At 63.2% G+C, this 25260-nt stretch carries 22 protein-coding genes; 9 read left to right on the top strand and 13 right to left on the bottom strand.

Features of this window, described 5'->3' with window-relative positions:
- Positions 1–7: 7 nt before the first annotated feature.
- Entirely contained in the window at positions 8–1114 is a 1107-nt protein-coding gene (locus LC298_RS03350; RefSeq protein ID WP_131564687.1) for a Gfo/Idh/MocA family protein, read from the bottom strand.
- A 113-nt stretch (positions 1115–1227) separates the two neighbouring features.
- A complete protein-coding gene (locus LC298_RS03345) occupies positions 1228–2565 on the bottom strand; it encodes a cytochrome-c peroxidase (RefSeq protein ID WP_131564689.1) in 1338 nt (445 codons plus the stop codon).
- 95 nt (positions 2566–2660) lie between these two features.
- On the opposite strand from LC298_RS03345, the gene LC298_RS03340 reads away from it, so the two are divergent.
- A complete protein-coding gene (locus tag LC298_RS03340) occupies positions 2661–3164 on the top strand; it encodes a tetratricopeptide repeat protein (protein WP_131564691.1) in 504 nt (167 codons plus the stop codon).
- On the opposite strand, the gene LC298_RS03335 is transcribed toward LC298_RS03340, so the two are convergent.
- The 3 genes from LC298_RS03335 to LC298_RS03330 form a co-directional block, all read right to left on the bottom strand.
- The gene (locus LC298_RS03335) at positions 3161–3805 is read right to left on the bottom strand and encodes a DUF1684 domain-containing protein (RefSeq protein ID WP_131564693.1); all 645 of its coding nucleotides are present in this window, start codon (positions 3803–3805) and stop codon (positions 3161–3163) included. The genes LC298_RS03340 and LC298_RS03335 overlap by 4 nt on opposite strands.
- A 6-nt stretch (positions 3806–3811) precedes the next feature.
- Positions 3812–3940 (bottom strand): hypothetical protein, encoded by a 129-nt coding sequence (locus LC298_RS17975; protein WP_263289010.1) that lies wholly within the window; start codon positions 3938–3940, stop codon positions 3812–3814.
- A 298-nt stretch (positions 3941–4238) separates the two neighbouring features.
- On the bottom strand, positions 4239–5315 hold the full coding sequence (locus LC298_RS03330; RefSeq protein ID WP_131564695.1) for a TRAP transporter substrate-binding protein: 1077 nt from the start codon (positions 5313–5315) through the stop codon (positions 4239–4241).
- A 228-nt stretch (positions 5316–5543) separates the two neighbouring features.
- Here LC298_RS03330 and LC298_RS03325 point away from each other — a divergent pair, with 228 nt between their 5' ends.
- A complete protein-coding gene (locus tag LC298_RS03325; protein WP_131564697.1) occupies positions 5544–5978 on the top strand; it encodes a DsrE family protein in 435 nt (144 codons plus the stop codon).
- A 57-nt stretch (positions 5979–6035) separates the two neighbouring features.
- Here LC298_RS03325 and LC298_RS03320 read toward each other — a convergent pair whose 3' ends face one another.
- The 4 genes from LC298_RS03320 to LC298_RS03305 form a co-directional block, all read right to left on the bottom strand.
- Entirely contained in the window at positions 6036–6719 is a 684-nt protein-coding gene (locus LC298_RS03320; RefSeq protein WP_131564699.1) for a DUF1236 domain-containing protein, read from the bottom strand.
- A gap of 235 nt (positions 6720–6954) precedes the next feature.
- Positions 6955–9126, bottom strand: a complete 2172-nt coding sequence (locus LC298_RS03315) for a malate synthase G (protein ID WP_131564701.1) — start codon at positions 9124–9126, stop codon at positions 6955–6957.
- Between the two features lie 140 nt (positions 9127–9266).
- A complete protein-coding gene (locus LC298_RS03310; RefSeq protein ID WP_131564703.1) occupies positions 9267–11270 on the bottom strand; it encodes a hydantoinase/oxoprolinase N-terminal domain-containing protein in 2004 nt (667 codons plus the stop codon).
- Between the two features lie 98 nt (positions 11271–11368).
- Positions 11369–12757 (bottom strand): cytochrome P450, encoded by a 1389-nt coding sequence (locus LC298_RS03305; protein WP_131564705.1) that lies wholly within the window; start codon positions 12755–12757, stop codon positions 11369–11371.
- A gap of 179 nt (positions 12758–12936) precedes the next feature.
- On the opposite strand from LC298_RS03305, the gene LC298_RS03300 reads away from it, so the two are divergent.
- Both LC298_RS03300 and LC298_RS03295 read left to right on the top strand, forming a co-directional pair.
- Positions 12937–15318 carry an ABC transporter permease gene (locus tag LC298_RS03300; RefSeq protein ID WP_317851169.1) on the top strand — a complete coding sequence of 794 codons (2382 nt, stop codon included), beginning with the start codon at positions 12937–12939 and terminating at the stop codon, positions 15316–15318.
- A gap of 3 nt (positions 15319–15321) precedes the next feature.
- Positions 15322–16533, top strand: a complete 1212-nt coding sequence (locus tag LC298_RS03295) for an efflux RND transporter periplasmic adaptor subunit (RefSeq protein ID WP_223385518.1) — start codon at positions 15322–15324, stop codon at positions 16531–16533.
- Between the two features lie 10 nt (positions 16534–16543).
- On the opposite strand, the gene LC298_RS03290 is transcribed toward LC298_RS03295, so the two are convergent.
- The 3 genes from LC298_RS03290 to LC298_RS03280 all read right to left on the bottom strand — a co-directional run bounded on the left by LC298_RS03290 (position 16544) and on the right by LC298_RS03280 (position 19571).
- A complete protein-coding gene (locus LC298_RS03290) occupies positions 16544–18067 on the bottom strand; it encodes a tripartite tricarboxylate transporter permease (protein ID WP_131564706.1) in 1524 nt (507 codons plus the stop codon).
- An 18-nt stretch (positions 18068–18085) separates the two neighbouring features.
- The gene (locus tag LC298_RS03285) at positions 18086–18517 is read right to left on the bottom strand and encodes a tripartite tricarboxylate transporter TctB family protein (protein ID WP_131564707.1); all 432 of its coding nucleotides are present in this window, start codon (positions 18515–18517) and stop codon (positions 18086–18088) included.
- Positions 18518–18596: 79 nt separating this feature from the next.
- Entirely contained in the window at positions 18597–19571 is a 975-nt protein-coding gene (locus LC298_RS03280; protein ID WP_131564708.1) for a Bug family tripartite tricarboxylate transporter substrate binding protein, read from the bottom strand.
- Between the two features lie 99 nt (positions 19572–19670).
- Between LC298_RS03280 and LC298_RS03275 the strand changes: the two genes are divergently transcribed.
- The 5 genes from LC298_RS03275 (at position 19671) to LC298_RS03255 (ending at position 24701) form a co-directional block, all read left to right on the top strand.
- Complete coding sequence (locus LC298_RS03275; protein WP_131564709.1) at positions 19671–20354, top strand: response regulator transcription factor; 684 nt, start codon at positions 19671–19673, stop codon at positions 20352–20354.
- Positions 20347–21753: a sensor histidine kinase gene (locus LC298_RS03270; protein ID WP_131564710.1), complete on the top strand. Its 1407-nt coding sequence runs from the start codon at positions 20347–20349 to the stop codon at positions 21751–21753. Before LC298_RS03275 ends, LC298_RS03270 begins: the two co-directional genes overlap by 8 nt.
- Positions 21750–22814 carry an ABC transporter substrate-binding protein gene (locus tag LC298_RS03265; protein ID WP_223385517.1) on the top strand — a complete coding sequence of 355 codons (1065 nt, stop codon included), beginning with the start codon at positions 21750–21752 and terminating at the stop codon, positions 22812–22814. The genes LC298_RS03270 and LC298_RS03265 overlap by 4 nt, the downstream gene beginning before the upstream one ends.
- Before the next feature lie 31 nt (positions 22815–22845).
- Positions 22846–23568, top strand: a complete 723-nt coding sequence (locus LC298_RS03260; RefSeq protein WP_131564711.1) for a polyamine aminopropyltransferase — start codon at positions 22846–22848, stop codon at positions 23566–23568.
- An 89-nt stretch (positions 23569–23657) separates the two neighbouring features.
- Positions 23658–24701 (top strand): aldo/keto reductase, encoded by a 1044-nt coding sequence (locus tag LC298_RS03255; RefSeq protein ID WP_131564712.1) that lies wholly within the window; start codon positions 23658–23660, stop codon positions 24699–24701.
- Here the strand turns inward: LC298_RS03255 and LC298_RS03250 are convergent, their stop codons facing one another.
- Complete coding sequence (locus LC298_RS03250) at positions 24702–25214, bottom strand: thioesterase family protein (RefSeq protein WP_131564713.1); 513 nt, start codon at positions 25212–25214, stop codon at positions 24702–24704.
- Between the last annotated feature and the right edge of the window lie 46 nt (positions 25215–25260).

Here is a 25260-nt window from a genome sequence, read left to right as displayed (position 1 = left end):
GAGTTCCTCAAGCCCGGTCCTCAAGGTGGACGACTATGCCTTCGCGGATGGACCGCTCGGCAGCCGCGCCCATTTCTACCGCCATCGCGCCGTCATGCAAGCTTACCTCCGGCATGCCGCCCTCGCGGACGATGGCGTTGAACTTGAGATGCTGGAAATAGGTGCCTCCGTGGTGATCGCCCGCCCGTAGCAGATGCTCGTCGACATGCACCGCCTCCCGCTTCGGCGTCTTGTCGGCGCGCGGTGAGATGATGATTTCGGACGCGCGTTCGGCCCCGCCCGGCCAGAAGCGAGCCGGTCCCGGAACGACGGTTTCGATTTTTCCGGCATCGCCGACCACCGACACCCGCTCCTGGAAGTACGAGCCCTCGGCGAACATGCAGAGATCTAGCGATGCCCGCATGCCGTTGGCGAAATCGACGATCACGAAGGCATTGTCGAGCACGTCCGCCGTGCCGTCATGGTGCGATTCGTCGAGGTGGTTCACATCCTGTGCGCCCGATCCGAAAACCCTGACCGGCTCGCTTTCCGTGATCAGTCGCATGAGATCGAAGAAATGGCAGCACTTCTCGATCATGGTCCCCCCGGAGCGGGCCGAGAACCGGTTCCAGTTGTCGATCTTCCTCAGAAAGGGATACCGGTGCTCGACGATTGAGAGCATTTTCAAGATGCCCGCCGTGCCCTTCCGAACCTCCTCCGCCAGCCGGGCGACCGGCGGCATGTACCGGTACTCCATCGCCACCCATACGGGCGCTTCGCGACCGTTGGCCTTCCTGGCGATCGCCCAGGCATCCTCCGCTGTCGTGCAGGACGGCTTTTCCAGTAGGATCGGCAGCCGTGTCGCGAGCAGGCCGTCCATCATCTCCCGGTGGGTGTCGTTCGGGCTGGCTACGACGATCGCGTCGGCAATTCCCGAGGAAAGGATTTCGCGATGATCGCTGAACACATGAACACCGGAAAAACCGCTTTGAGCCGCCAGCAGAGCTCCGGACGAGCGCATTTCTTCGTGCGGATCGGCAATCGCAACGATCTCGGTATCCGGCAAGAGAGCGATGTTGCGGATGTGCTCCTGCCCCATCATGCCGGTGCCTATGACAGCATAACGCAATGACATGCTCGCTTCGTCCCCCCGGACCTGTTCGATCAAGCGCATTATCCCTGTGCGGTTCGTCGTGCAAGTAGAGATATATCAATTATGAATGAATCGGGTGGTCCCCACGGCTCCCGCTAGTCGATAGGCAGGCCGCTAGGCACCACCTCGGGCTTTCCGAGACGCCCCCTTAGCGCGGCCGGATCGCTGAGTCCTTTGAGGAAGGCCACGAGCGCGTTGACTTCGCGGTCGGTCAGCTCGATCGGTTCGATGTCGACGCGCGCCCGCAGGCGGGCCATCTCGCGCGTGTCCTCCCAGATCACGAAATCCGTTGCCGCGAACCGGTCGGATGCCGGCAGCACGGTCTGGCTCCTGTCCCATGTGTTGAGCGCCGTCAGCGGATCGAGGTGGTGACGCACGATCCCTTCGAGATCGGCGTAGGCCCCGTTGTGACCATACGGTCCGGTTTCGGCCACGTTGCGCAGGCTTGGCGTGCGGAAACGGTAGGCATCCTCGAGACGGTCGGTCTCCGCCATCCGTCCGACATCGCGGGGAAACGGGTCGAATGAGCGGGTGCGACCGGGGCCGAGGGGAGGGAGCGCCAGCGCATGAAATTTCTGATCCGTCAGCAGCGGTCCGGAATGGCACCGCGCGCAGCCGGCTTTGCCGTAAAAGAGCACAAGTCCTGCCAGCTGCACCTCGGTCAGCGCATTTTGCGCACCGCGAAGATGGCGATCGAACGGGCTGTCGTCACTCCGCCACTCTCCGATGATGAAATCACCGATCGCATTGGCGATGTGAATCATCTCAATGTCGCCGGGGGTTTCAATGTTGTCATAGGCTCTTCGGAACCGCGCGACGTATTCGGGAATGGCCGCGACCCGTTGTGCGATCTTGGGCCAAACATGGTCGATCCGTTCGCGCCGCGCCGCGCCGATGTCGTTTTCGTCGGCATTGCCGGCCATTTCCACCGTCGATGTTAGCGGAAACATCGCCTGCGCGGCGGTTATCGAGGTAAGCCCGTTTGGCAGCCATTCCTCGGCAGGGGTGTTGAAGCCGTTACCATAGGCATCCTCCAGCGACGCTCGTCCATCATGAAACAGCACGCGGAAATCCTCATGGCCGAGATTAAAGAGGGCGTTCGCGTTGCGCGGCACTCGCTTGAGCGGATGATCACGACCTTTCGGTATCCGTCGGTCCGGACCAAGGCCTATGCCGCCCTCGCCCACGCCCAGCGACAGGCCGTCGCTCGATCCGTGATCGTGGTTGTGGCATGTCCCGCAGGAAATATTGCGGTTGCCGGAGAGCACCTTGTCATAGAAGAGCAGCCGTCCCAGTTCGGCGCGTTTCTCGTCGAAGGCCTGGAACCCGCCCGGGTCGAGTGGCTCGGGCAACGCCACCGTCGTTTCCGCCGCCGCCATCGGCGTGAGAGCGAGCAGGACGGCCGTGACGAATGGCGTGAGGGCGCGCTGCATGATCTCCGTGTATCCCTTGGGCGCCGGCGAAGCTTGACTTGAACGCCGGGCTTGTCAGTCTTCCGCACGATCCAATCTGACAACCGGTCGCCCCGATGACAAGATCGTTCAAGCTTTCGCTCGCTGCCCCTGTTGTGACCGCGGTTCTGGCGCTGACGCCACCGGCCTTCGCTAATTCTGCGCTGGAACGGGCGCGCGACATGATGGAGGCCAGCCGCTTTGCCGAAGCCCGCATGGCTCTGGAGCCGCTGGCACGGTCAGGCAATGCCGACGCCGAGGAACTGATCGGAGTGATGTATGCAATGGGGCTCGGCGTCGAGCGTGACGACCGCCGCGCCTTCGAATGGTATCTGCGGTCTTCGATGAAGGGCCATCCTGGCGCACAGTCGGGCCTCGGCTGGTACTACGAGGTCGGCCGCGGGCTTCCGGCGCCTGATCTTGTCCGCGCCTATCTCTGGTATACCTTGTCGGCGATCGGCGGCGATCCCGATGCGGCGGTAAGCCAGGAGGAAGTGGTTAAGAAGATGAGCCCCGAACAGGTCGACGCGGCGATCGCACTGGTCAACGATTACAAGGTCTGGCTCTATCCGTTCCGCTAACTGGCAAAATCCGGATCCTTTTCGCCGCCGCGCACTGCCTCTGGCAGCGTGTTCTCCGGTGGTGACAACGGGCAGACATAGGCCGGATTGACTGCACAGGACGGATTGTAGGCGAAGTTGAAGTCGAGCACGATGCCTCCTCCGTCCCGGGCCGGGCCGAGATCGGCGCCCTTGATCGCGTCGAGCAGATAGCGGCCGCCACCATAGGTCTCCGTACCCGCCGTCGCATCTTTGAACGGCAGGAACAACCCGCCGCCATATCCGCCGATCCAGTAGAGAGTCAATTCGCTACCAAGCACGGGCTTCAGCCCGTCCGTCAGGGCCAGGGGCGTGGCGCGCATTTCGCCATCCGCGCCAAGGTCGAAATCCAGCGCGTCGCCCTCGGCGTCGCGAAGCCCGACTGTAAAACGCAGATCCGGATCGTAGGCATAGACCGGGATCGCCGCGAATTTGGCTCGAGTCTCCGGGGAGACTGGCGACATCGGATGGCTCCGGAACATCTCCATGCGCGTCAGCCGCCAGAACCGCCAAGCCGCCTCAGCGTCATCTATCGCGCGGATATCGCGGTAGAGATCGCCGATTCTCCGGCGCCAGTCGGCAAGCGCGTAGGATGCGGGAAGATCCGTGTCGAAGCTGTCCATGCCGGTCTAGCGGTTGGTCGCTGTGTTGGCGACGATCTGGTCGACCAGGTCGAGACGGCCCCTCTCCAGTGCCTCGGCGATGGCCGAGGCCCGCTCCTGAAGCAAAAGGAAGTCCGGGTTGAGCCTCTCTGGCACCACATACAGCCGCGGGCGATGTCCGGGTTTGACGCCTGCGTCGCGAGGCGCGAGAGGGTGGTGTGCTACGCACGGTTCCGGGCAAAACATCATCATCGGTCCTCGCTGGGCTCGTCGTTCCGACCCATCTATGTGCGCCCCGGGCCGAATGTTAGCGGCAGGAGTGGAAAAGATCGCGCAATTGTTCGTAAACTTGCCGTGATTTCGAATTCAATCGACGCGGGAGGAGAGACGGAGCCGCTCGCGCAACGAAAAAGGCCGCCCGGAGGCGGCCTGTTCGCTTGCGCTCGACTGACGACTACTTGATGTCCAGCGCTGCGCTGCCGCTGATCTTTTCGTCAGCGGCTGCGGCAGCTTCGACGAGGGCGTCGTAGACCGCCTCGCCGTCCCGGATGTTGGCCTTGAACCAGTCATAGACCGGCGCGGCAGCCTCCTTAAAGGCCTCCTTTTCCTCCGGCGTCGGCACGTAAAGGTCGCCGCCGGCGGCGGCAAAGTCCTGGAACGCCTGGATCGACTTGCGTTTCGGCGAGGCGAATGTCGCCTGCTGAAGAGCCGCGAAACCGTCGACGATGACGCGGCGCATGTTCTCGTCCATCTCCATGAAGCGGTCGTTGTTCATGTACCAGAGCGCGCCCATATAGGCGTGGCCGTCCAGCGTCAGATACTTCAGCCCGGCATCGGTGAACTTCATCCCCATGATGTCGGTGATGCCGTTCTTGGAGCCTTCAACTACGCCAGTCTGAAACGAGGTGAAGAGTTCCGGCCAGGGGATGGGCGTGGGCGACGCGCCAAGCGCCTTGACGAGTTCCTGCGGCAGATCGGCAACGACCGTGCGGATCTTGAGGCCGGCCAGATCCTCGGGTTTCTGAACGCGCTTCTGGGTATTGGCGAAGTTGCGCCACCCGCCGGTATTGCCGATCGTCATAAGGCGGATCTTGCCGCCCGAATCCGCCAGGATCCTTTCGCGCAGAGCGCGCGTGAAACTACCTTCCGAAAGCACTTCCTCTGCAATGCGGTCGTCGGAAAGAAGATAGGGAAGGTCCAGCACCTGCACATAGGGAAACGCGCCCGCCGCGCCGCCGGACGTGGAGATATAGATGTCGATCGAACCATCGGCGATGCCCTGCAGGCACTCGTCCCCCTTCGAGCAAAGCTGCGTGCCGATGAACAGTTCGACCTCGACCGCGCCGTTTGAAGCCTTCTCGACATAATCCTTGAACACGATGAGACCGTCATAGTCCTCATCGTTCTCGTTCGAGTTCGCCGTGGCGCGCAGCGTGATCTCGGCGCTGAATGCCGCGGTGACGCCACCTGCAAGAATGGCGAACCCAAGCGCTGCGGCCGAAGCCGTTCTCAGTAGGTTTGAACCGATCATCCCGTTCCTCCCGTAGTAGATGAATAGTGTATGAATAGCCGAGATCCTGTGCGTCGCCTAGCCCAATCTTCACGTTTCCGCGACGCTCGCCGTTCGACCGTATCAGGCTGCTCAGAGATATGGAAACAATGTCTGCAGTAAGGTGCGCGAGCGTCGAAGCCGCTTTACATAGACGAAAGCGCATGTATGCATGCGACGACTCGTGAGTTCAAAAGGGAGGAAGTCCAGATGAGAATTCGGGTTTTATTGGCCGCCGTTGCGGCGGTGCTTATGACTATGTCCGGCGCGCTCGCGGCCGAACCGCACAAACTTGCGCTCCATGTTGACCAGAATGATCCGGCGGTGATGAATCTGGCCCTGAACAACGCCCAGAACGTCAAAGCTTATTACGATGCGAAGGGCGAGGAGGTGATGATCGAGATCGTCGCCTACGGGCCCGGCCTCAAGATGTACACCGAGGACAGTCCGGTGAAGGACCGCATCTCGGCCATGTCTCTCGAGATGGAGAACATGCAATTCTCCGCCTGCGGAAACACCCATGCGGCGATGAGCAAGAAGGCCGGCAAGGAGGTCCCCTTGTTGCCGGAGACCGTCATGGTTCAGTCGGGAGTGGTACGCCTGATGGAGCTTCAGGAGCAGGGTTGGAGCTATGTAAGGCCGTAGTTGATTTGGAAAAAAGGCCGCCCGTTTCGGGCGGCCTTGGCATGAAAATGGTCGGGATTACCCGGCAACCCAGACAACCGTGCGCGTCTTGGACTGGACCAAAACCGGACCGCCGTCCGTGTAGACATAGCCATAGGCGGGCGTGTCCGGCACCGGAATGATCTCAATGTCGGTCGGGAGCGTCGCGCCCAGCGTCACGTCGACGTTCACCGCATCGATCGGATTTTTCTGAACATAGGTCACTACTGTGTCCGGAACGACATATCCCGGGGAGTAGACCACTTTACGGGCATCGTATTTCACGATGACCGGACGGCCGTCCACGTAGACATAGCCGTATTCCGGGTTATCGGGCACCTGCTGGATCTGCACCGTTTCCGGAATGATCACGCCCTCGCGCACCTCTGCATCGAGGACGACCGGCTCGACGGGATTGGCGACGACATATTCCACGACCGTGTCCGGCACGGCGGCTTCGGCCCCGATAATGGCGCCAGCGAACCCGCCGATCACGGCACCAACCGGCCCGCCGATCGCGGCACCAGCGACCGCTCCGACGCCGGCTCCGGCGGTTCCGCCAACCAGCTTCTCACCGTCATTTTCACAAGGCGATGCGACTGTGCAGTTTGTCTCTGCCTCAGCCTTTGCATTTGCGTCCAAGGCGGTGGTCTGGGCATGGGCGGACATAGCCGCCATCGACAAAGCGAGTGTCGAAGTCGTTGCTATCAAAAGCTTTTTCATCAGAGGTCTCCTTTTGGTGTTTGTCCCTCGGCCCGCTAAACGAAGGCGCGCCTAGAGACGTTCCCGAGAAGGATCATCACACTCTGTGAAATATGTACTTGTTGTGTGTGACACTCGTTGGCTTGAATTGCACGCCCTCACTTCGGCCGCCCGGCATCGTTCGCCGCTTGAAATCCACGATCAGTAGGTCCGCGGACTTATCCCCGGACCATTCGCAGGGCTGGCGGGTGAGGGCTCAGGCCGACCGGTCTTTTGCCTTTAGTTCGAGCCGTCGCCTGTGGAGCACCGGTTCGGTATAGCCGGATGGCTGTTCGCGGCCCTTGAGAACCAGATCGAGGGCGGCCTGGAAGGGAATCGAGCCGTCGAAATCGACAGCCATCGGCTCGTATGCCGGATCGCCCTCGTTTTGCCGGTCGACGATCTTCGCCATCCGTTTCATCGTTTCCACAATCTGCGCCTCGCTCACCACGCCGTGGTGCAGCCAGTTGGCCATGTGCTGCGAGGAAATACGCAATGTCGCGCGGTCTTCCATCAGACCGACATCGTTGATGTCCGGAACCTTGGAGCATCCGACGCCCTGGCCGACCCAGCGCACCACGTAGCCGAGAATGCCCTGCGCATTGTTGTCGAGCTCGCGCTGGATGTCGTCAGGCGTCCAGTTCGGACGCGGCGCAACCGGCACCGAGAGAATGTCATCGAGTTTTGCCCTCTCGCGTGACTTGAGCTCGTTTTGAACGGCGTGCACGTTCACCTTGTGGTAGTGCGTAGCGTGCAGCGTTGCCGCCGTGGGGGACGGCACCCAGGCTGTGTTGGCCCCGGCCTTCGGATGGCCGATCTTCTGCTCCAGCATTGCTTCCATCATGTCGGGCATCGCCCACATTCCCTTGCCGATCTGCGCGTGGCCGGCGAGGCCGCATTCCAGTCCGATATCGACATTCCAGTTCTCATACGCCTGGATCCATGCCGCGGCCTTCATGTCGCCCTTGCGGATCATCGGGCCGGCTTCCATTGACGTGTGGATTTCGTCGCCGGTGCGGTCGAGGAAACCGGTATTGATGAACACGACGCGTTCCTTTGCGGCGCGAATGCACTCCTTGAGATTGGCGGTGGTGCGCCGCTCCTCGTCCATGATCCCCATCTTGATGGTGTTTCGCGCCATGCCCAGCGCATCCTCGACGCGGCAGAACAGTTCGACGGCGAATGCCACTTCCTCGGGGCCGTGCATTTTCGGCTTGACGATATACATCGAACCGGCCTGCGAATTGGCGCGGCGACCCTCCGGACCGATGTCATGCAGGGCGATCAGCGCGGTCATCATCGCATCCATGATGCCTTCCGGAACCTCGTTTCCGTCCCTGTCGTGCGCGGCGGGGTTGGTCATCAGGTGCCCCACGTTGCGGATGAGCATCAGCGAGCGCCCCTTGAGGGTCGCTTCCGATCCGTCGGGCGCGTTATAGGTCCAGTCGGAATTGAGTTTGCGCGTGACGGTCTCGCCGCCCTTCCGGAAGCTCTCCTCCAGATCGCCCTTCATCAGGCCGAGCCAGTTGCGGTAGACCAGCGTCTTGTCTTCGGCATCGACAGCGGCGACCGAATCCTCGCAATCCATGATGGTTGTCAGCGCCGACTCCAGCACAATGTCGGCGATACCGGCGGGATCGGACTTGCCGATCTGGTGCTGGCGATCGACGGTGATGCCGAGATGCAGGCCGTTTTTCTCCAGCAGGACGGCTCTGGGTGCAAAGATCTCACCCTTGTATCCGGCAAATTGCGACGGATCGGCCAGGCCCACCGTCTGGCCGCTGGATAGCGCGACGGCGAGGATTCCGCCTTCGACGGAAAAGCCGGCCGCATCGCGCCAGTCGGCGCCGGCCAGCGGCGCGCTTTCATTCAGGAAATTGCGCGCCCACGCGATGACCCGTTCCCCACGCGCCGTGTCGAAATCCTTGCCCTCGGGCAGATCGCCGAGCGCATCGGTGCCGTAAAGCGCGTCATAGAGCGAGCCCCACCGGGCATTTGCCGCGTTGAGCGCGAAGCGGGCGTTCATGATCGGCACGACCAGCTGTGGTCCCGCCACCTTGGCGATTTCGGGATCGACATCTTGAGTCGACACGGAAAAGTCACCGCCTTCCGGCACCAGATATCCGATCTCGGTCAGGAAAGACTTGTATTCGTTCATCGAATAATGGGCGTCGCGCTTCTCCCGATACCAGGCGTCGATCTTCTCTTGCAGCTCGGCCCGCCTGGCAAGAAGCGCGCGGTTCTTCGGCGCAAGATCGTGCACGATTGCCGCGAAGTCTTTCCAGAATGCCTCGGCGTCGACACCGGTGCCCGGCATCGCGGTGTCCGTAATGAAGTCGTGAAGGCCCTTGTCGATCGTCAGACCGTCAATCGCTACGGTATTGGCCATGCATCAGTCTCCGCGTTTGTTTTGCCCGAGCGCAAAGCATGGACCCTCTTTGCCTGTCAACGCGGCAAGAACGATTAGGTTCTTCTCCGGACGGGAAACGATCGCCGGTGCCCGCGTTCGGATCACCCTCCGACCGGAGGTCAGGGTGCTGTAGCGGGACGTCCCGAGGCGGTCGCGGTCACTGTCGCCGAAATGAAGCGCGACCGGTCCTCTATGGTCGCACTCCGGATGTCGCGCTTGAGCGTCACCTGCACTTCGCCTGCGCCCGCCAGCGCGGCCTGCTCGGTCGCGGCAGCGCGGCATGCCTCTCCCGCTGCCGTCATCGCCTGATCCGCGGAGGGAAATATCTTCCCGGCACGTCCGTCCAGCATTGCCCCGGTGATTTCGAACACGCCCTCCTCTCGTTCCGCAACGTCGGCCGTGACGGAGATCCGCACCTGTCCGACGACCGCGCCGATCGCGTTGGCGACATCGGCATGGTCGGGGATCACGGTCGTCGCGTTGAGCAGGTCGCCGGCGGGGGGATAGTACGCGCTTGCTCCCGCGCCGAGTCCGATCAGCGGCCGGTCGAACGAAAGCATCAGTTGCGCAATCCCGTCCGGCCTGTCGATGGCGCGGCGCGCGAGCGGCGAAAGTGACAACGCGGCGCCATCCAGTCCGTCTTCGCTCAGTGCCGTTTCCAGCACCCGCTCGGCTGAGAGCCGGACGAGCCTGTCGATCACCCGCCTGCTGATCGCTTCCGGATCCGTTGCGATCGAGTTGCCATATCCGTCTCTGCGGCGTGCGAACAAGGTCGCCCCGAGCACGGCCGCTTCGCGGTTCCAGTGCGTGAACCGGCCCGTGACATGCTGGGCGTCGGAAGGCGTGATACCGGCGAGAAGCACGAGCCCGCGTGCGGCGAGGCGGTCGAGTGTGGCCAGTTCCGCGTTCGACGTCAGCACTGTGTCGAGCGGCCTCGCACGTTCGTCGATGCGGGAAAACAGATCGGCCTCCGAACGCGACAGGCCGGCTGCCAGCCGATCGGGGATTCCGGCGCGCATGGCGAATCGCCCCTCGTTGCGCGCCGGGATTGAAACCCGGCTCTGCCGCTGCAGTTCAGCGATTACGGATACGTCGAGGTCTGCCATGAGGGATAGCGGCACGACCCGACGCGGACCGAGCTTGATCTCGGGGATGAGCACGCCCGGCTGCAGCGACACTTCGCTGTCGCCGCCGAGCCCGAAGGTGCGCATCGCCACCGCGTCCACCATGGTTCGGTATCCACCGACGGTCGCCCCCTGCGGGTCGATGCGCGGCAGGCCGCCCTCGAGGATCGCGATGTCGGTGGTCGTACCGCCGATATCGGCGACGATCGCGTTGTTCTCCCCGGCCAGATGCCTCGCGCCGACGATGCTTGCTGCCGGTCCCGACAGGATAGTCTCGATCGGCCGGAGCCGCGCGAACGACGCCGAGACCAGCGATCCGTCGCCGCGCACCACCATCAGCGGCGCGGCGATCCCCATACCGCTCATCCGGTTCTCTGCGGCGTCGATCAGCCGGTCGATCATCGATATCAGGCGCGCATTGAGAACCGTCGTCAGCGCCCGGCGCGGGCCGTCCAGCTTGGCCGACAGTTCATGGCTGGCAGTGACCGGCAATCCGGCCCGCGCGCGAATAAGGTCGCGCACGGCGACCTCGTGTTCGGGGTTGCGCACGGCGAAATAGCCCGCAATGGCGAAGGCGGAGACGTCATTTGCAAGTCCGTCGAGCCTTGCTTCGAGGGCCGACAGATTGAGCGCCGCCGCCCGCCCATGAGCGTCGTGACCGCCGGGAAGGAAGATCACGGGATCGCCGCCGAGCGCCGCGCGAAGGCCCGCCTTGTCGAGGTCGGATTCGCCGAATCCGATCATCACCAATGCGATCCGTCCGCCCTGACCCTCGACGAGCGCGTTCGTGGCAAGCGTTGTCGAGATCGAAACGAGGCCGATCGCGCCCGCATCGAGGCCCCCTTGCGCGAGCACCTCGTCCATCGCGGCCCCGATGCCGATCGCCAGATCGTGGCGCGTCGTTAGCGCCTTGGCCTTGGCGACGACACCGCGGTTCTCGTCGTGAAGAACCGCGTCGGTGTAGGTACCGCCGGTATCGATCCCCAGTGAAAGCGTCATGACGTGTCTGTTTGCCCGAATACGGTTACCTGGACCTGCTCATGCCCGAATGGAAACCGTACGGCAAACGCTAGTTTCTTGTTTCGGATGGTTGCGCATCACCGCTTCATCACCCGCATCGGCAGACCGTTCTGGGCCTGCACGGTAAGTTTCTGCACCGGCCACGGCGCAAGGCCCGGAGTCGGCTCGAAACGGAATTGCTTCAGCAAAAGCGCCAGTGCGATGACCGCTTCCTGCAGCGCGAATGTCGCGCCGATGCAGATGCGGGGTCCGGCGCCGAACGGCAGATATTGAAACCGGTCGATTTCGCCGCGGTGCTCGGGCCAGAAGCGCGACGGCTGGAAAGCATTCGGATTTTCCCAATAGAGCCGGTGCCGATGCAGCACCCAAGGCATCACCAGCACGGTCGTGCCTTTCCGTATCTCCGCCTTCGAGCCATCCTTGAAGGTGAACGTCTCGTCCTCGATCGCCTCGCGGTTGATGGACGGCGCGGGCGGGTAAAGCCGCATCGCCTCCTCGAATGCGGCGCGCGTCTTGGGCATCTTGTCGAGCCATTCGACCGCAGGCGGATCGTCGGCCAGCACCGCCTCGATCTCGTCTTCCACCAGCGCCCGTTCGTGCGGCGCATTGGCGAGCAGATAGAGCGTCCAGCCGAGCGCGCGGGCGGTCGTTTCGTGGCCCGCACCGATGAAGGTTATGAGATTGTCCTCGACCTCGTCGGCGGTCAGCCCATCCGGTCCCTCGGCATCGAGCAGCAGTTTCAGGAAGTCGTTGGGCACCGAGTCCGGATCGGTATCCATGCGCTCGCGCCGTGCGGACATCGTATCGCGCACCACTTTCCGGAATTTCCGGAGAACCGTGCGGCCGCGGATTCGCTGGAATCGCGGCAGCCATTCCGGCGCCTTGAGGAGATCGAGCGGGCTCACCTTGCCCATCGTCGACAGGAGCTTGTCCACGTCGTCGGCGAAATCGTGCCCGTCGCTGGCGATCTCGTCGGAAAACAGCGTGGTGGCCAGCACCTCGTAGGTCAGTTCGGTCATGTCGTGGCCGACATCGTGAATCTGGCCCGCTCCCTCGCGGTAACGCTCCAGGAACGTCGCGACCCGCGCTTTCATCATGTCGGCGAAGCCCTGGATGTGGCGCGGCGTGAACACCGGCGCCATCGCCTTGCGCGACCGCTTCCACGTATCGCCTTCCGCCGTCAGCAACCCGTCCTGCAGGATCGGCCGCAGGATAAGCTGGCGCACCCGCGCCATCCGGTAATTCCTGTTGTTGTCGACCAGGACGTGGCGGATCAGCTCCGGATGGTTGCAGATCAGCGTCGTCTCGTTGAGAAACTTCGCGGTGATGTAGGGCAGCGTGTAGGATGGCTCGCCCCACAGTTCGAGCGGGTTGCGCATGACCGTGCGGATGACTTCCAGACGTGTCGGAATGTGGGTGCGCGGCGTCGGATGAGGCGGAACGAATGACTGCGGCTGTGTATCCATGATTGTAACTTGCACTGTATGCAACCTGAGAGAGTATGGATCGAGGCCACGCGCGCGTCCACCGGTAACATATAAGGCAACACTGCGGCGAGTTCACCAGTAAGTCTGCACGTGCTGTCTGGCGTAGACGTGTGCAGGGATCTCCGATTGAGCCAAGTCAAGGCGAAATCTGAGTGCCGGTGCCAAGCATTCGTGCCATGCTCGCCCTTGACCGCAAGCTGCTGAGGGATCTGGTGCGCCTCTGGGCGCAAGCCTTGGCGATCGCCCTCGTAATGGCTGGCGGCGTTGCCAGCATCCTGATCGCCGTGGGTTCCAACCGCTCCCTCGAGGAGACACGGATCGCCTATTATGAGCGGCAGCGCTTCGCGCATATATTTGCCCATGTCGAGCGCGTCCCGAATTCGCTCATGCGCAAAATTTCGCGGATTCCCGACGTCGCGGCTGCCGAAGCGCGCATCGTCAAGACAGCGCTGCTCGAGATCGAAGGAATGCCCGAGCCAGCGACCGGGCGTTTCATCTCGGTACCCGACGGCAAGGCGCCATCGCTCAATCGCCCCTATCTGCGGCGCGGCCGGATGCCCGCACCCGGCGCTGCGGACGAGGTCGTCGTCAACGAGCCGTTCGCCAAAGCGCATGATTTTTTGCTTGGTTCTGAGTTCCACGCGATACTCAATGGCCAGAAGCGCCGTTTGACAATCGTCGGCATGGCCTTGTCGCCGGAATTCGTTTATGCGGCCGGGCCAGGCGATGTCATGCCCGACAACCGCCGTTTCGGCGTTATCTGGATGAACGAGCGCGCGCTTGCTGCGATATACGGCCTGCAGGGCGCGTTTTCATCGGTGAGCCTGACGACCACCCGCGGTGCGTCGCAGGAGGCAATCATCCAAAGGCTGGATACGCTTTTGAAGGCCTATGGGGGGCAGGCCGCCTACGGACGCCGCGATCAGTTTTCGCATGCATTTCTCGACCACGGACTGGACATGCTCAGAAGCATGAGCCGGACCTTGCCGCCGATCTTTCTGGGTGTCGCGGTTTTTCTTGTGAATCTGACGCTGGGACGGATGGTGCTGCTGGAGCGCGGCCAGATCGGGCTAATGAAAGCGCTCGGCTATCGTGACCGGACGGTTGCGTTCCACTATATGAAATTCGTCGCGATCGTGTGCGCGGCGGGAATCCTGATAGGCTGGGGTGTCGGAAACTACCTCGGCAGCTACGTGACCGAGCTCTATGCCGGGTATTTCAAATTCCCGCTTCTAATCTTTGCGCCATCCCCGGATCTTTACCTTCTGGCCGCGGGGCTTCCAGTCGTGGCCGGCGTGATCGGTGCCATGCGTTCCATCCTGAACGTCACTTCTCTGCCCCCGGCGGTTGCGATGCATGCGGCCGCACCCCCGAAATTCCGGCGCGGTTCGGCCCCGGCATTGCTGCCCGAAGCGATGCTTTCGCCGTTGATGCGGATGACCGTGCGGAACCTGTTGCATCACCGCTTCAGGGCGGGACTGACGGTGCTGGGCATATCGACCAGCACCGCGTTGCTCATAGCCTCGCTGTACATCGGCAATTCGATGGAGCGTCTGATCGAGGTGAAATATTTCAGGGCGGAGCGGCAGGATGCCACCGTCAATTTTGTTCACACCCAGGCGGCGTCTGCAATCGACGATGTCACGCGCCTGCCCGGCGTGCTCGCTGGCGAGGGCGTCAGAACGGTTCCGGTTCGAATTCGAAACGGCATGAACGAACGCAGGATTCTCCTGTATGGCCGTGCGGCGGATGCAGACCTTCGACAGATTATCGACACGCAGCTTCGCCGTGTAGCGCCGCCAACGAACGGGCTTGCCATATCGGAGTGGCTTGCGAGGAGTCTCGATGTAGATATCGGCGATGCGGTCGAGATCGATCTGCTGGAGGGACGCCGCCGCACCGTACGACTTCCGGTCACGGTCCTGGTGGAGGACTACTTCGGGATGCAGGCGACCATTGATCTTGGTGCACTGTCACGCCTGATGCGCGAAGGTGCAAGGATCAATCAAGCGGAACTCAGAGTCGACCGGAGCCGGCTTGGCGCGCTCTACGATTCGATCAAAACCATTCCGGCGATTGGTGGCATCGCCCTGCAACTCGTTTCGCTCGAAAACTTCCGAGAAGCCATCGTTGTCATCGTGACCGCCATGGCCACGATATACACCGGGCTCGCGGCAGTGATCGCCTTCGGCGTCGTCTACAACACCGCCCAGATCACACTGTCGGAACGGGCCCGGGAACTGGCGAGCCTCCGCATTCTCGGCTTTGTCCGGGCAGAGGTCTACTGGGTCCTCGTCGCCGAACTGGCGATCCTCGTGGTTCTCTCCCAGCCGGTCGGCTGGGCTTTGGGGTACGCAATCGCCTGGATCATGAAGCAAGATCTCGATGCGGATCTCATGCGCATGCCTTTGGCCATCAACCCCGAGACCTATGCGATCTCGAGCGGGGTAGTTCTGGGCGCGTCGGTATGCTCGGCGCTGCTCCTGTTGCAGCGAATCTACAAACTTGACCTTATCGCGGTCATGAAAACCCGGGAGTAAGCGATGCCGACGATGCGACGCCGACAGATAATCTGGGTTATCGCGATCGCCCTCGTGCTTGCCGCCGTCTTTGGCTTTGTACGGCCGCGGTCGGTGCTGGTCGACCTTGGCGGCGTGCAAACAGGCTCGATGTCGGAAACCGTCGAAGAGGAGGCCCGGACCCGGGTCCGCAACATCTACACGGTGTCGGCTCCGTTCGCAGGGAAGGTCGTCAGAACGCTGCGCAAGGTGGGGGATGAGGTCGTGAAAGGTGAGACGGTGGTGGCGGCGATCAAGCCGACCATGCCGGCTTTTGTGGATGAACGGTCGCGGGCCCAGCTTCGGGCGGCGCTCACCGCTGCGGATGCTGCCATGCAACTTGCAGCGCATGAAATCAGTCGACTGGAAGTCGAACGCGATCTTGCCGAGCGCGAACTTGCGCGGACCGAAGCTCTTGCCGGCAGGAAGGTCGTATCGGGTGAGGCGCTGGACAAGGCGGAGGCGGGTGTTCGGGCGGCGGTACATGCGATCGAGGCGGCCACCGCGCAGCTGGAAATGCGGCGGAACGAACGCTCGGCGATCGAAGCCCAGCTCAGGGACCCGGGAGCGGCCTTCGCATCGGAGCACAATGGGCGCGAAATGCGTTTGAAGGCGCCGATTTCCGGAGAGGTCCTCCGCATTCTCCAGAAAAGTGAAACCGTTGTCCCAGCCGGGACGCCGTTGATAGATGTCGCCGACACGGAAGATCTGGAGATTGTCGCGGATCTGCTATCGGCCGACGCGGTTCGGGTGAATGTCGGCGCGCCGGTGGAGATCACGGGCTGGGGAGGACCCGCGCTCGAGGGCCGCGTCACCCACGTCGAGCCGACAGGTTTTCCTGAAGTCTCCGCTCTTGGGATCGAGGAACTGAGGGTCAATGTCATTATCGAGATTACGGAGCCGCCGGAGGCCTGGGCACGGCTGGGCCACGACTATCGGGTCACCGCGACAATAACGCTTTGGCAGGCAGACGATGTCTTGATGATCCCGGTGGCCGCCTTGTTCCGGACAAATGAGGCGTGGACCGCATTCACGGTAAAGGATGGCCGGGCCGGCCTGGAAGAGGTCACCGTAGGGCGGATGAACGACGAGGTCGCCGAAATCCTCGCCGGCTTGACGGCCGGCGATCGCGTCATCCTTTATCCGAGCGATCGGATCCGGGACGGTAGGCGCGTCGCCGAGCGCGAGGCGGACTGAAGCCGGCGGCTCAGTCGCCCACATCCTCCTCGCGGTGCTTCATGCGGAAGAACCGGCCGAACAGGATCGGCGCGACGAAACCGATGATCGCAAAGGCCCAGAGGCCGATTGCCAGCGGCGAGGCGAACAGCGCGGTCCAGTCGCCGTCCGAAATCGTCATGGCGCGGCGGAGGTTCTTTTCCATCTGGTCGCCGAGCAGCACACCGAGAATCACCGGCACCAGCGGCACGTCTAGCTTGCGCAGCACCCAGCCGATCACCCCGAACCCCACCATGACCATGAGATCGAAGGTCGAGCCGGAAATTCCGTAGATTCCAACGAACGAGATCATGGCGACAGCGGGCATGAGGTATTTCGGCGGAATCAGCAGCACCCGGACGAACAGGCTCACCAACGGGATGTTCATCAGCAGCAGCATGACGTTGCCGATGAAGAGTGCGGCAATCAGGCCCCACACCACGTCCGGATTCTGCTGAAACAGCAATGGCCCCGGCGTGATATTCAGCGCCAGCAGCATGGCAAGGAGCACCGCCGTCGTGCCGGATCCCGGCACGCCGAGCGCCAGCATCGGCACCAGCGCGCCGCCGGCGGCCGCGTTGTTGCCGGCTTCCGGCGCGGCGATGCCGCGTGGATCGCCGGTCCCGAACGTCTTGTTCTTGTCGGAAACCCGCTTTTCGAGCGAATATGCCATGAATGAGCCGAGCGATGCGCCGGCACCCGGCAGCACGCCGCAGATGAACCCGATTACGGTCGAGCGGCTCATCGCCCCGGTCGTCCTGCGCAGAATGTTCAGCGACGGGATCACCCGGCCGATCTTCATCTTGTCGGCGGCTGCATCCGCGTCGCCGCGATGGCTTTCCAGAAAAACGAACACTTCGGACAGGGCGAACAGGCCGACGATGGCGACCAGGAAGTCGATCCCGTCATAGAGATGGACCTCGCCGAAGGAGAAACGCGGCACGCCGGTCTGACCGTCGACACCGATGGTGGCAATACCCAGGCCGAGCGCCGCGGCGAAGGCCGCTTTTGCCTGGTTGCGGCTGGCGATGCCGCCGAGCGTCGCGAAGGCAAGCGTGAACAGCGCAAAATATTCCGCAGGTCCGAACAGCAGCGCGACCCGCACAAGCTGCGGCGCAAGGAAGACGAGGCCCCAGGTCGCGAAGAACGCACCCACGAAGGAGGCAATGCCCGATAGGGCCAGCGCCTCTCCGGCGCGCCCCTGCCGGGCCATCGGGTAACCGTCGAGCGTTGTCATCAGAGCCGGCTCGTCGCCGGGGATATTGAGCAGGATGGATGAGATGCGCCCGCCATACATGGCGCCGTAATAGACGCTTGTCAGCAGGATTAGCGCGGGCGTCGGCGGAAGTCCGAGCGTGAAGGCAAGCGGGATAAGGATCGCGACCCCGTTTGACGGGCCGAGCCCGGGTAGGGCGCCGATGATGGTGCCGAGGAAGCAACCGAGCAGCGCGAGACCGAGGTTTTCCCAGGTCAGCGCGATCGCGAAACCGTCAGCGAGAGAGGCGAGAACGTCCATGGCTCGAAAAACTTTCGCTCAGAAGCCCCACGGTCCGCGCGCCAGCGACAGACCGAGGATCAGGTGGAAGACGACATAGATGCCGGCGGCGATGGCGATCCCGGCCGGGATTGCATGCAGCGGCGCGGCGCCGAGCCGCCAGGAAAGAAAGCTCGCGGCGACCGCTGTCGAGGCGACGAAGCCGGCTTCGGGCAGCGCAAGCGCATAAGCGACCAGCAGCGCGACGGAAATGCCGATTTCGAACAATTGCCCGACGGCTGGCCAGTCCGGTTCCGGATCGGGCTTGAGAATGAACACGAGGCTGGAGAGCGCCAGGACTATAGCGATTATGAGGGGGAATGCCTTTGGACCGACAGGGTCCTGGATGAAGCTTTCCTGGATAAGCGTCGATTGCCAGGCGTAGAACGCCGCCAGCAAAATGCCAATGACGCCGAATACGCGATCGCTCATGATCGCCCCTCCCCGTGTGCTCGTAAGGCCCTGCCCGGCAGTTCGACCGCCGGGCAGCTTGTTCTCGGCTCTCGCCGGATTACTGGATCAGGCCGATCTGCTTGGAAAGATCGGTGATGTTGGCGACGGAGTCCGCGACGAACGCCTGGAACTCATCCCCGGTCATGTCGAGCGGCGCGAGACCGTTCTGTGCCATCGCTTCCTTCCATTCGTCCGAAGCGTAGGTCTTGGCGATCGCGTCAGTCCAGAAATCATAGGCTTCCTCGGACATCTTGCCCGGGCCGTAAAATCCGCGCCAGTTCGCGCCGATCACGTCGATGCCCTGTTCCTTGGCCGTCGGGAAGGATGAGAAGTCGCCCTCGAGGCGCTCGGGTGCCAGAACTGCGATCACCTTGATATCGCCGGAGTCGACAAAGCCCTTGGCCTCCGACGCATCGCCGGTGAATGCCTGCACCGAACCGGCGAGCAGCTGCGTGACTGCTTCGCCGCCGCCGTCAAAGGCGACGTATTTGATCGTGCGAACGTCGTCGATCCCGGACTTCTTGGCCGCGAGAAGCACCTTCAGGTGATCCCAGCCGCCGACCGCGGAACCGCCGGCGATCGAAACGGACGTGGCGTCGGCCTTGATCTTGTCCATCAGTTCAGGAAGCGTGTTGATCTCCGAGTCGGCGGCAACGGCGACGATTCCGTAGTCCGCGCCGACGGCGCCAAGCCAGCGCATTTCGTCCATCGTGTTGCCCGGATAGGCCCCTTGTGCCAGCCGCGTCGCCGTCGCTGACGATGCAGCGACGATCAGGTTGTTGTCGTCGGCGCGCTTGTTGGCGACTTCGGCATAGGCAACGCCTCCGCCTCCGCCTGCCAGGTTGGTCACCTGCACCGTACCCGGAACCAGGTCGAGGTCCTGCATGGTCTTGCCCACCTGACGGCAGGTGAAGTCCCATCCGCCGCCCGGATTGGCCGGTGCGATACACTCCGGATTCGTCGGCTCGAACGCGAAGCCCGAAATGCTGGATGCAAGCGTGAATGCGGCCGCGAGGCCGATCAGTTTCTTCATGGTAGTCCTCCCGTGATGCGAACGGGCGTTGCGCTCCGTTGCTGGCGAACTCTATTAGTGTACGAAGCTGTCACCTAGCTGTCATTCGGGAGGAAAAGAGTGCGGCTGCTCATTGTCGAGGATGCCGAGGATGTTGCCGACGCGATCGCCGAAAGCCTGTCGCGGCTCGGCCACGCCTGCGACCGCGCGGGCACGCTCGCCGACGCGCGCCAGTTCCTGGCCGTGCAGCCTTTCGACCTGATGGTGCTCGACATCAACCTGCCCGACGGCAGCGGCTTCGACCTGCTGCGCGAGATTCGTGTCCGCGGAGAGACGCTGGCCGTGATCATGCTGACCGCCCGCCTCGGTGTCGACGACCGGGTTGATGCGCTCGATGCCGGCGCGGACGATTACCTCGTCAAGCCGTTCGACATCCGCGAACTGGAAGCGCGCCTCCGCGCCGTGTCACGCCGCCGCCATGGCGAGACGGACGCCGTGCTGGAAGCGGGGGACATCTCCTTCAACACGGCGACGAGGCAGGTCACCGTGCGCGGCGAGGTCTGCGAACTGACACGGCGCGAACAGGCGCTTCTCGAGATCCTGCTCGCCTCGCGCGGCCGCGTCATCGCCAAGGAGGAGCTGCATTCTCGCCTGTTCGGTCTGGAGGAGGAGGCGGGCCTCAACGCAATCGAGTTGTACGTCGCGCGGCTGCGCAAGAAGATCCCGTCCGCCTCGCTGGAAATCCGTACCTTGCGGGGCCTCGGCTATCAGGCCTTCGCCACCCGTCAGGCCGCCGATGGCTGAAACTGTCGCCCACGTATCCCGCCCCGCCCGGCGTCCCTCGCTCGCGCTGCGGTTGACCATCGCGGTTTCGCTGATCCTGCTGCTGGCGGTGACGGCAGCGCTCTATTCCGCTTGGAATTACGGCCTTCAGGCGGCAAACGAGGCCTATGACCGGCTCCTGACCGGCGCGTCGCTGCAGATCGCCGAACGTGTCGCTGTGATCGATGGCGAGCTGGTGGTCGATTTGCCCTCGTCGGCCTTCGAGCTGCTTTCACTCGCGCGCAATGACCGGATCTTCTATCGCGTGATCGGCACCGACGGTGAAACCCTGACAGGGTATCCTGATCTGCCGCCGCCGTCCGGGCGCGAGGCGGATGCGATGGTCTACGAGATAGAATATTCCGGCGAGACGGTTCGTGCCGTCATGACCACCCGCCCGGTGGCCGAGCGCACCCTCAGCGGACAGGTCAGCGTGGTCGTCGCCCATACCATCCACGAACGCATGGCGCTGGCACGCGACATCGCGACCAAGGCGGCGATCCTCGTCGGCGCGGCGGCGCTGGCGATTGTGCTGCTCGCTTATGTCGCGGTACGCTACGCTCTGGCGCCGCTGACCCGCGTCGAGCGCGCACTGCTGTCGCGTGATCCCAACGACCTCTCGCCATTCGACATCGAGACGCCGCGCGAGATCGAGACTGTGGTCGACGCAATCAACCGCTTCACCCGCCGTCTCGACCGTCGGATTGGCAGCGTCCAATCCTTCGTCGCCGATGCGGCGCACCAGCTGCGCACGCCGATCACAGCGATCCGCGCCCAGGCGCAGCTTGCCGCGGGTGAAACTTCGCCGGATCGCCTTCGCCGTATCAACCGCCGCATCCTCGATCGTTCGGTCGCGGTCAGCCGCCTGGCCGACCAGTTGCTCAGCCATGCAATGATCACCCACCGCACCGACGCCGAACCGCGCGAGAGCGTCGATTTGAGGCGTGTCGCAATGGAGGCCGAACAGGAGACGCGGAGTCTGGCCGAGGAGAGCCGCGCGGCGCCGGTGCTCGATCTTCCGGAAGAGCCGGTGATCGTCACCGGCGACCGGTTCAGCCTGCGCGAAGCCGTGAAGAACCTCGTCAACAACGCCTATGAGCACGGCAGCCCACCGATCGTCATCCGTGTCGGCGCCCACCCCGGCGAGGCGTCGATCGCCGTCGCCGACAGGGGAAAAGGCATCCCGCCGGCCGAGCGCGGATCGGCGGGAACGCGCTTCCGGGGCAAGCGGCCGGCAAGAGGCAAGGGCGCCGGCCTCGGTCTGGCCATCGCGCACGAGGTCGCCGTTTCGCACGGTGGGCGGCTCCACATGCGCGATACGGAAGATGACGGTTTTGAGATCGGCCTCCGGCTGCCGCAAACTGAAGAGGGAACGCCGTGATCCGCTTGATCCTTGTTCTTGCCGCTCTTATGGCGCCGGTTTTCGCGTCTGCGGACGACTACGATTTTCCGGCCGTCCTCGGCCCCGGGCGCACGCTCGTCATCGGCAGCACCACAGACATCGAAATCATCCGTCCGGTGATCGAGGCGTTCCAGTCCGCCTATCCTACGGTTGCCGTCCGCTATCGCGAGGAGACGACGCGCGTGCTCTACGCGCAGGCCGAAGAGGCGTGCAGGCAGGGAGCCGTGCGCGACGACGTCGTGCTTTCCTCGGCGATGGACCTGCAGGTCAAGCTCGTCAATGATGGCTGTGCGGTCACCCTCAGCCGTCCGGGCCTGAACGCGCTGCCCGATTACGCGCAATGGCGAAGCCAGCTCTTCGGCCTCACCTACGAGCCCTCGGTCATCGTCTACAACCGAACGCTGATTTCCCCTCGCGAGGCGCCGCGCGATCATTTCGATCTCCTCGACCTCTTGCGCGACCCTGAACGGTTCCGCGGCCGGATCGGGACCTACGACATCGAATCCTCCGGCCTTGGCTATTTGTTCGCCACTCTCGACGACCAGCGTTCGTCGACCTGGGGCCGTCTCATCGAGGGGATGGGCAGAAACGATGTCCGTCTCTATTGCTGCACGTCGGAGATTCTTGACGGCGTCGCGGAAGGCCGACTGCTGCTCGGCTACAATGTGCTCGGCTCCTATGCATTCGCCCGGGCGCGCGAAAACCCGGATCTTGCCGTCGTCGTGCCGTCCGACTATGCGCTCGTCCTGTCGCGCGCCGCCTTCGTTCCGGCAGACGCCGCCAACAAGGCCGACGCTGCTGCCTTTCTCGAATTCACCCAGACGCAGGCCGGGCGGCGCATCCTCAACGAGCAGGCGCTGCTGTTCTCCCCGCTCGACGGACGCGAGCACATGTTCCGTGAGGCCGGCATCGAGGACGCAGAGAGCCGGTCGATCCGCCCCGTCGCTCTTCGCCCGGCGCTGATGGCGGGCCTCGACACCATGAAGCGCCGCCTGTTCCTGAAGCAGTGGCGTGATTCGCTCGGCATCGGCGCCGATTGATGGCGGCAAACCACGGAAAGCGGAACCCGGCATGAGTCTCTATTTCGAGGAACTCGATTACCGCCCGACGCCGATTGGCGCGATCAGTTTGCGCCGCCGTCGGGTCCACGCGCTGGGTGAAGATGTGTTCGAGATCCTGCTCGGCGAGGAACACCTGATGTCGAGTCTGTTCACCGCCTCCGAGATCGCGCTGGCGCGGCTGGCGCTCGCCGCTCTCGGCGACGGGCCTTTCGACGTCATCGTGGGCGGGCTCGGTCTCGGATATACGGCGCAGGCCGTGTTGGAACATGAAAATGTCCGCTCGCTGACCGTTATCGAAATGCTCGAGCCGGTCATCGACTGGCATGAGCAGGGGCTCCTGCCCCTGGAGCCGCCGCTTTCCGCCGACCCGCGCTGCCGTGTCTTGCAAGGCGACTTCTTCGCCCTTGCAGCATCGGATTCCGGCTTCGATCCGGATGCCCCGGGCCGTCTTTTCCACGCGATCCTGATCGACATCGACCACACGCCGGACCGGCTGCTCGACGACCGCAGCGGCGGCTTCTACACGCCCGGGGGCCTCGCGCGCCTCGCCTCCCATCTGCATCCCGGCGGGATCGTCGCCCTGTGGTCCGACGAGGGACCGGACGACGCATTCGTGAAGCGCCTCGACACCGTGTTCGCCGATGTCCGCGCCGAACCGGTTGTCTTCGCAAACCCTCTGCAGGAGGGCCGCCCGGTGACGCAGACGGTCTATCTCGGACACAAGGCGTCCTAGCGGCCACCTCGCGGTGTTGGTTGCGGATCGTCGCTGCCTGCCTATATTGCGGCGACGTCTTCCCTCGCCAATTTTCCGAAAGACCCTCCATGAAATACCGCAAGCTCGGCCGGACCGGCCTTGACGTCAGCGCGATCTGCCTCGGCACCATGACTTGGGGGACGCAAAACACCGAGGCCGAGGGCCACCAGCAGATGGACTACGCCGTCGGCAAGGGCGTCAATTTCTTCGACACGGCCGAACTCTACCCGACGACGCCATTGTCGGCGGAGACTTATGGCCGCACCGAGGAGATCATCGGGACGTGGTTTGCAAAGAGCGGCAAACGCGACGATATCGTGCTCGCCACCAAGGTCGCCGGCCCCGGGCGCGATTACATCGACGACGGCGCGCCCCTGTCTGCCGAGAAGATCCGCCGTGCCTGCGACCGCTCGCTGAAGCGTCTGCAGACCGACTACATCGACCTCTATCAGATGCATTGGCCGAACCGCGGCTCCTATCACTTCCGCCAGACCTGGACGTGGAAACCGCACAAGGAAGACAGCGCCAGGGCCCGGGACGATATCCGCGAGATCCTCGAAACGCTGGACGCGCTCGTCAAGGAGGGCAAGGTCCGCCACGCCGGCCTGTCGAACGAGACCGTCTGGGGTACGATGCGTTACCTCGAACTCGGCGAGCGGCACGGCTGGCCGCGCATTCAGACCATGCAGAACGAATATTCGCTGCTGCACAGGATCTACGACACCGATTTCGCCGAATTCTCGCATCACGAGGATGTCGGACTGATCTGCTATTCGCCGCTTGCAGCCGGCATCCTGTCGGGCAAGTTCCGGGACGGGACGGTTCCGCCCGGCACACGGCTATCGATGCAACCCGATCTCAATGGGCGCTATACCGAACGATCCAAGCCGGCTCTCGAGGAATATCTGCAGGTCGCCGACAGGCACGGCCTTGATCCGGCGCAGATGGCGCTCGCATTCTGCCTGTCGCGCCCGTTCATGACCGCCGTCATCATCGGCGCGACCTCCATGGACCAGTTGAAGGCCGATATCGGCGCGATCGACGTCGATCTGTCGGATGAGATTCTCGCCGACATCCATGCGGTTTACCGGAAATATCCGATCCCGATGTGATCAGGCCGTCTCGCGCTGCCGCAGCGCGTCCACCACCGCCGGGTCGAGTTCCGGCGATACGCCATCATGGCCGAGCGCGGCGGCGAGTTCCTCGGTCGGCACCTTCTCGCGGCCATGCAGGAACAGGCCCTTCATCAGTACCCGCGCCATCAGTCTGTCGCCCACCTCGAAACGATGTTCGAAATAGAGCCATTGCTCATCCCAGCCGAGCACGCGTGTCACCAGTTCGTAGGCTTGGAACGGTTCCAGAGGACGGCGGTAGCTGACCCGCATCGAGCCGATCACCGGATACCATTTGCGCCTGCGCAGCACCGGAAACAGCCCCGCCCGCATGATCAGGTCGACCCGCCCGAGATCCGTGATCGTCAGGTAGCGTCCGTTGTTCATGTGAATGTTGATGTCGAGATCGTTCGGCAGCACCCGGAAGCTTAGCCGGCTCTCGTCCATCATTTCCAGTTTCGGCCGCCACATGGAGGCGATCGCGACCCACACGAGGCGAAAGATCAGATTCATCAGTTCAGGCTCCGGCTCGTCGCCGTCTCTCTAGCGCTCGCGTAAG

Source organism: Oricola cellulosilytica (assembly GCF_019966575.1).
In the GTDB taxonomy this organism is placed as follows: Bacteria; Pseudomonadota; Alphaproteobacteria; order Rhizobiales; family Rhizobiaceae; genus Oricola; species Oricola cellulosilytica.
The sequence above is the reverse complement of the archived record's forward strand: the minus strand, read 5'-3'. Positions and strand labels throughout refer to the sequence as shown.

Coding starts and splice junctions, on each gene's coding strand:
- LC298_RS03330 (WP_131564695.1), bottom strand. CDS start 5,315: ATGATCGGTTCAAACCTACTGAGAACGGCTTCGGCCGCAGCGCTTGGG.
- LC298_RS03270 (WP_131564710.1), top strand. CDS start 20,347: ATGGCTGAAACTGTCGCCCACGTATCCCGCCCCGCCCGGCGTCCCTCG.
- LC298_RS03325 (WP_131564697.1), top strand. CDS start 5,544: ATGAGAATTCGGGTTTTATTGGCCGCCGTTGCGGCGGTGCTTATGACT.
- LC298_RS03305 (WP_131564705.1), bottom strand. CDS start 12,757: ATGGATACACAGCCGCAGTCATTCGTTCCGCCTCATCCGACGCCGCGC.
- LC298_RS03290 (WP_131564706.1), bottom strand. CDS start 18,067: ATGGACGTTCTCGCCTCTCTCGCTGACGGTTTCGCGATCGCGCTGACC.
- LC298_RS03335 (WP_131564693.1), bottom strand. CDS start 3,805: ATGGACAGCTTCGACACGGATCTTCCCGCATCCTACGCGCTTGCCGAC.
- LC298_RS03320 (WP_131564699.1), bottom strand. CDS start 6,719: ATGAAAAAGCTTTTGATAGCAACGACTTCGACACTCGCTTTGTCGATG.
- LC298_RS03345 (WP_131564689.1), bottom strand. CDS start 2,565: ATGCAGCGCGCCCTCACGCCATTCGTCACGGCCGTCCTGCTCGCTCTC.
- LC298_RS03280 (WP_131564708.1), bottom strand. CDS start 19,571: ATGAAGAAACTGATCGGCCTCGCGGCCGCATTCACGCTTGCATCCAGC.
- LC298_RS03260 (WP_131564711.1), top strand. CDS start 22,846: ATGAGTCTCTATTTCGAGGAACTCGATTACCGCCCGACGCCGATTGGC.
- LC298_RS03285 (WP_131564707.1), bottom strand. CDS start 18,517: ATGAGCGATCGCGTATTCGGCGTCATTGGCATTTTGCTGGCGGCGTTC.
- LC298_RS03255 (WP_131564712.1), top strand. CDS start 23,658: ATGAAATACCGCAAGCTCGGCCGGACCGGCCTTGACGTCAGCGCGATC.
- LC298_RS03350 (WP_131564687.1), bottom strand. CDS start 1,114: ATGTCATTGCGTTATGCTGTCATAGGCACCGGCATGATGGGGCAGGAG.
- LC298_RS03295 (WP_223385518.1), top strand. CDS start 15,322: ATGCCGACGATGCGACGCCGACAGATAATCTGGGTTATCGCGATCGCC.
- LC298_RS03310 (WP_131564703.1), bottom strand. CDS start 11,270: ATGACGCTTTCACTGGGGATCGATACCGGCGGTACCTACACCGACGCG.
- LC298_RS03340 (WP_131564691.1), top strand. CDS start 2,661: ATGACAAGATCGTTCAAGCTTTCGCTCGCTGCCCCTGTTGTGACCGCG.
- LC298_RS03315 (WP_131564701.1), bottom strand. CDS start 9,126: ATGGCCAATACCGTAGCGATTGACGGTCTGACGATCGACAAGGGCCTT.
- LC298_RS03250 (WP_131564713.1), bottom strand. CDS start 25,214: ATGAATCTGATCTTTCGCCTCGTGTGGGTCGCGATCGCCTCCATGTGG.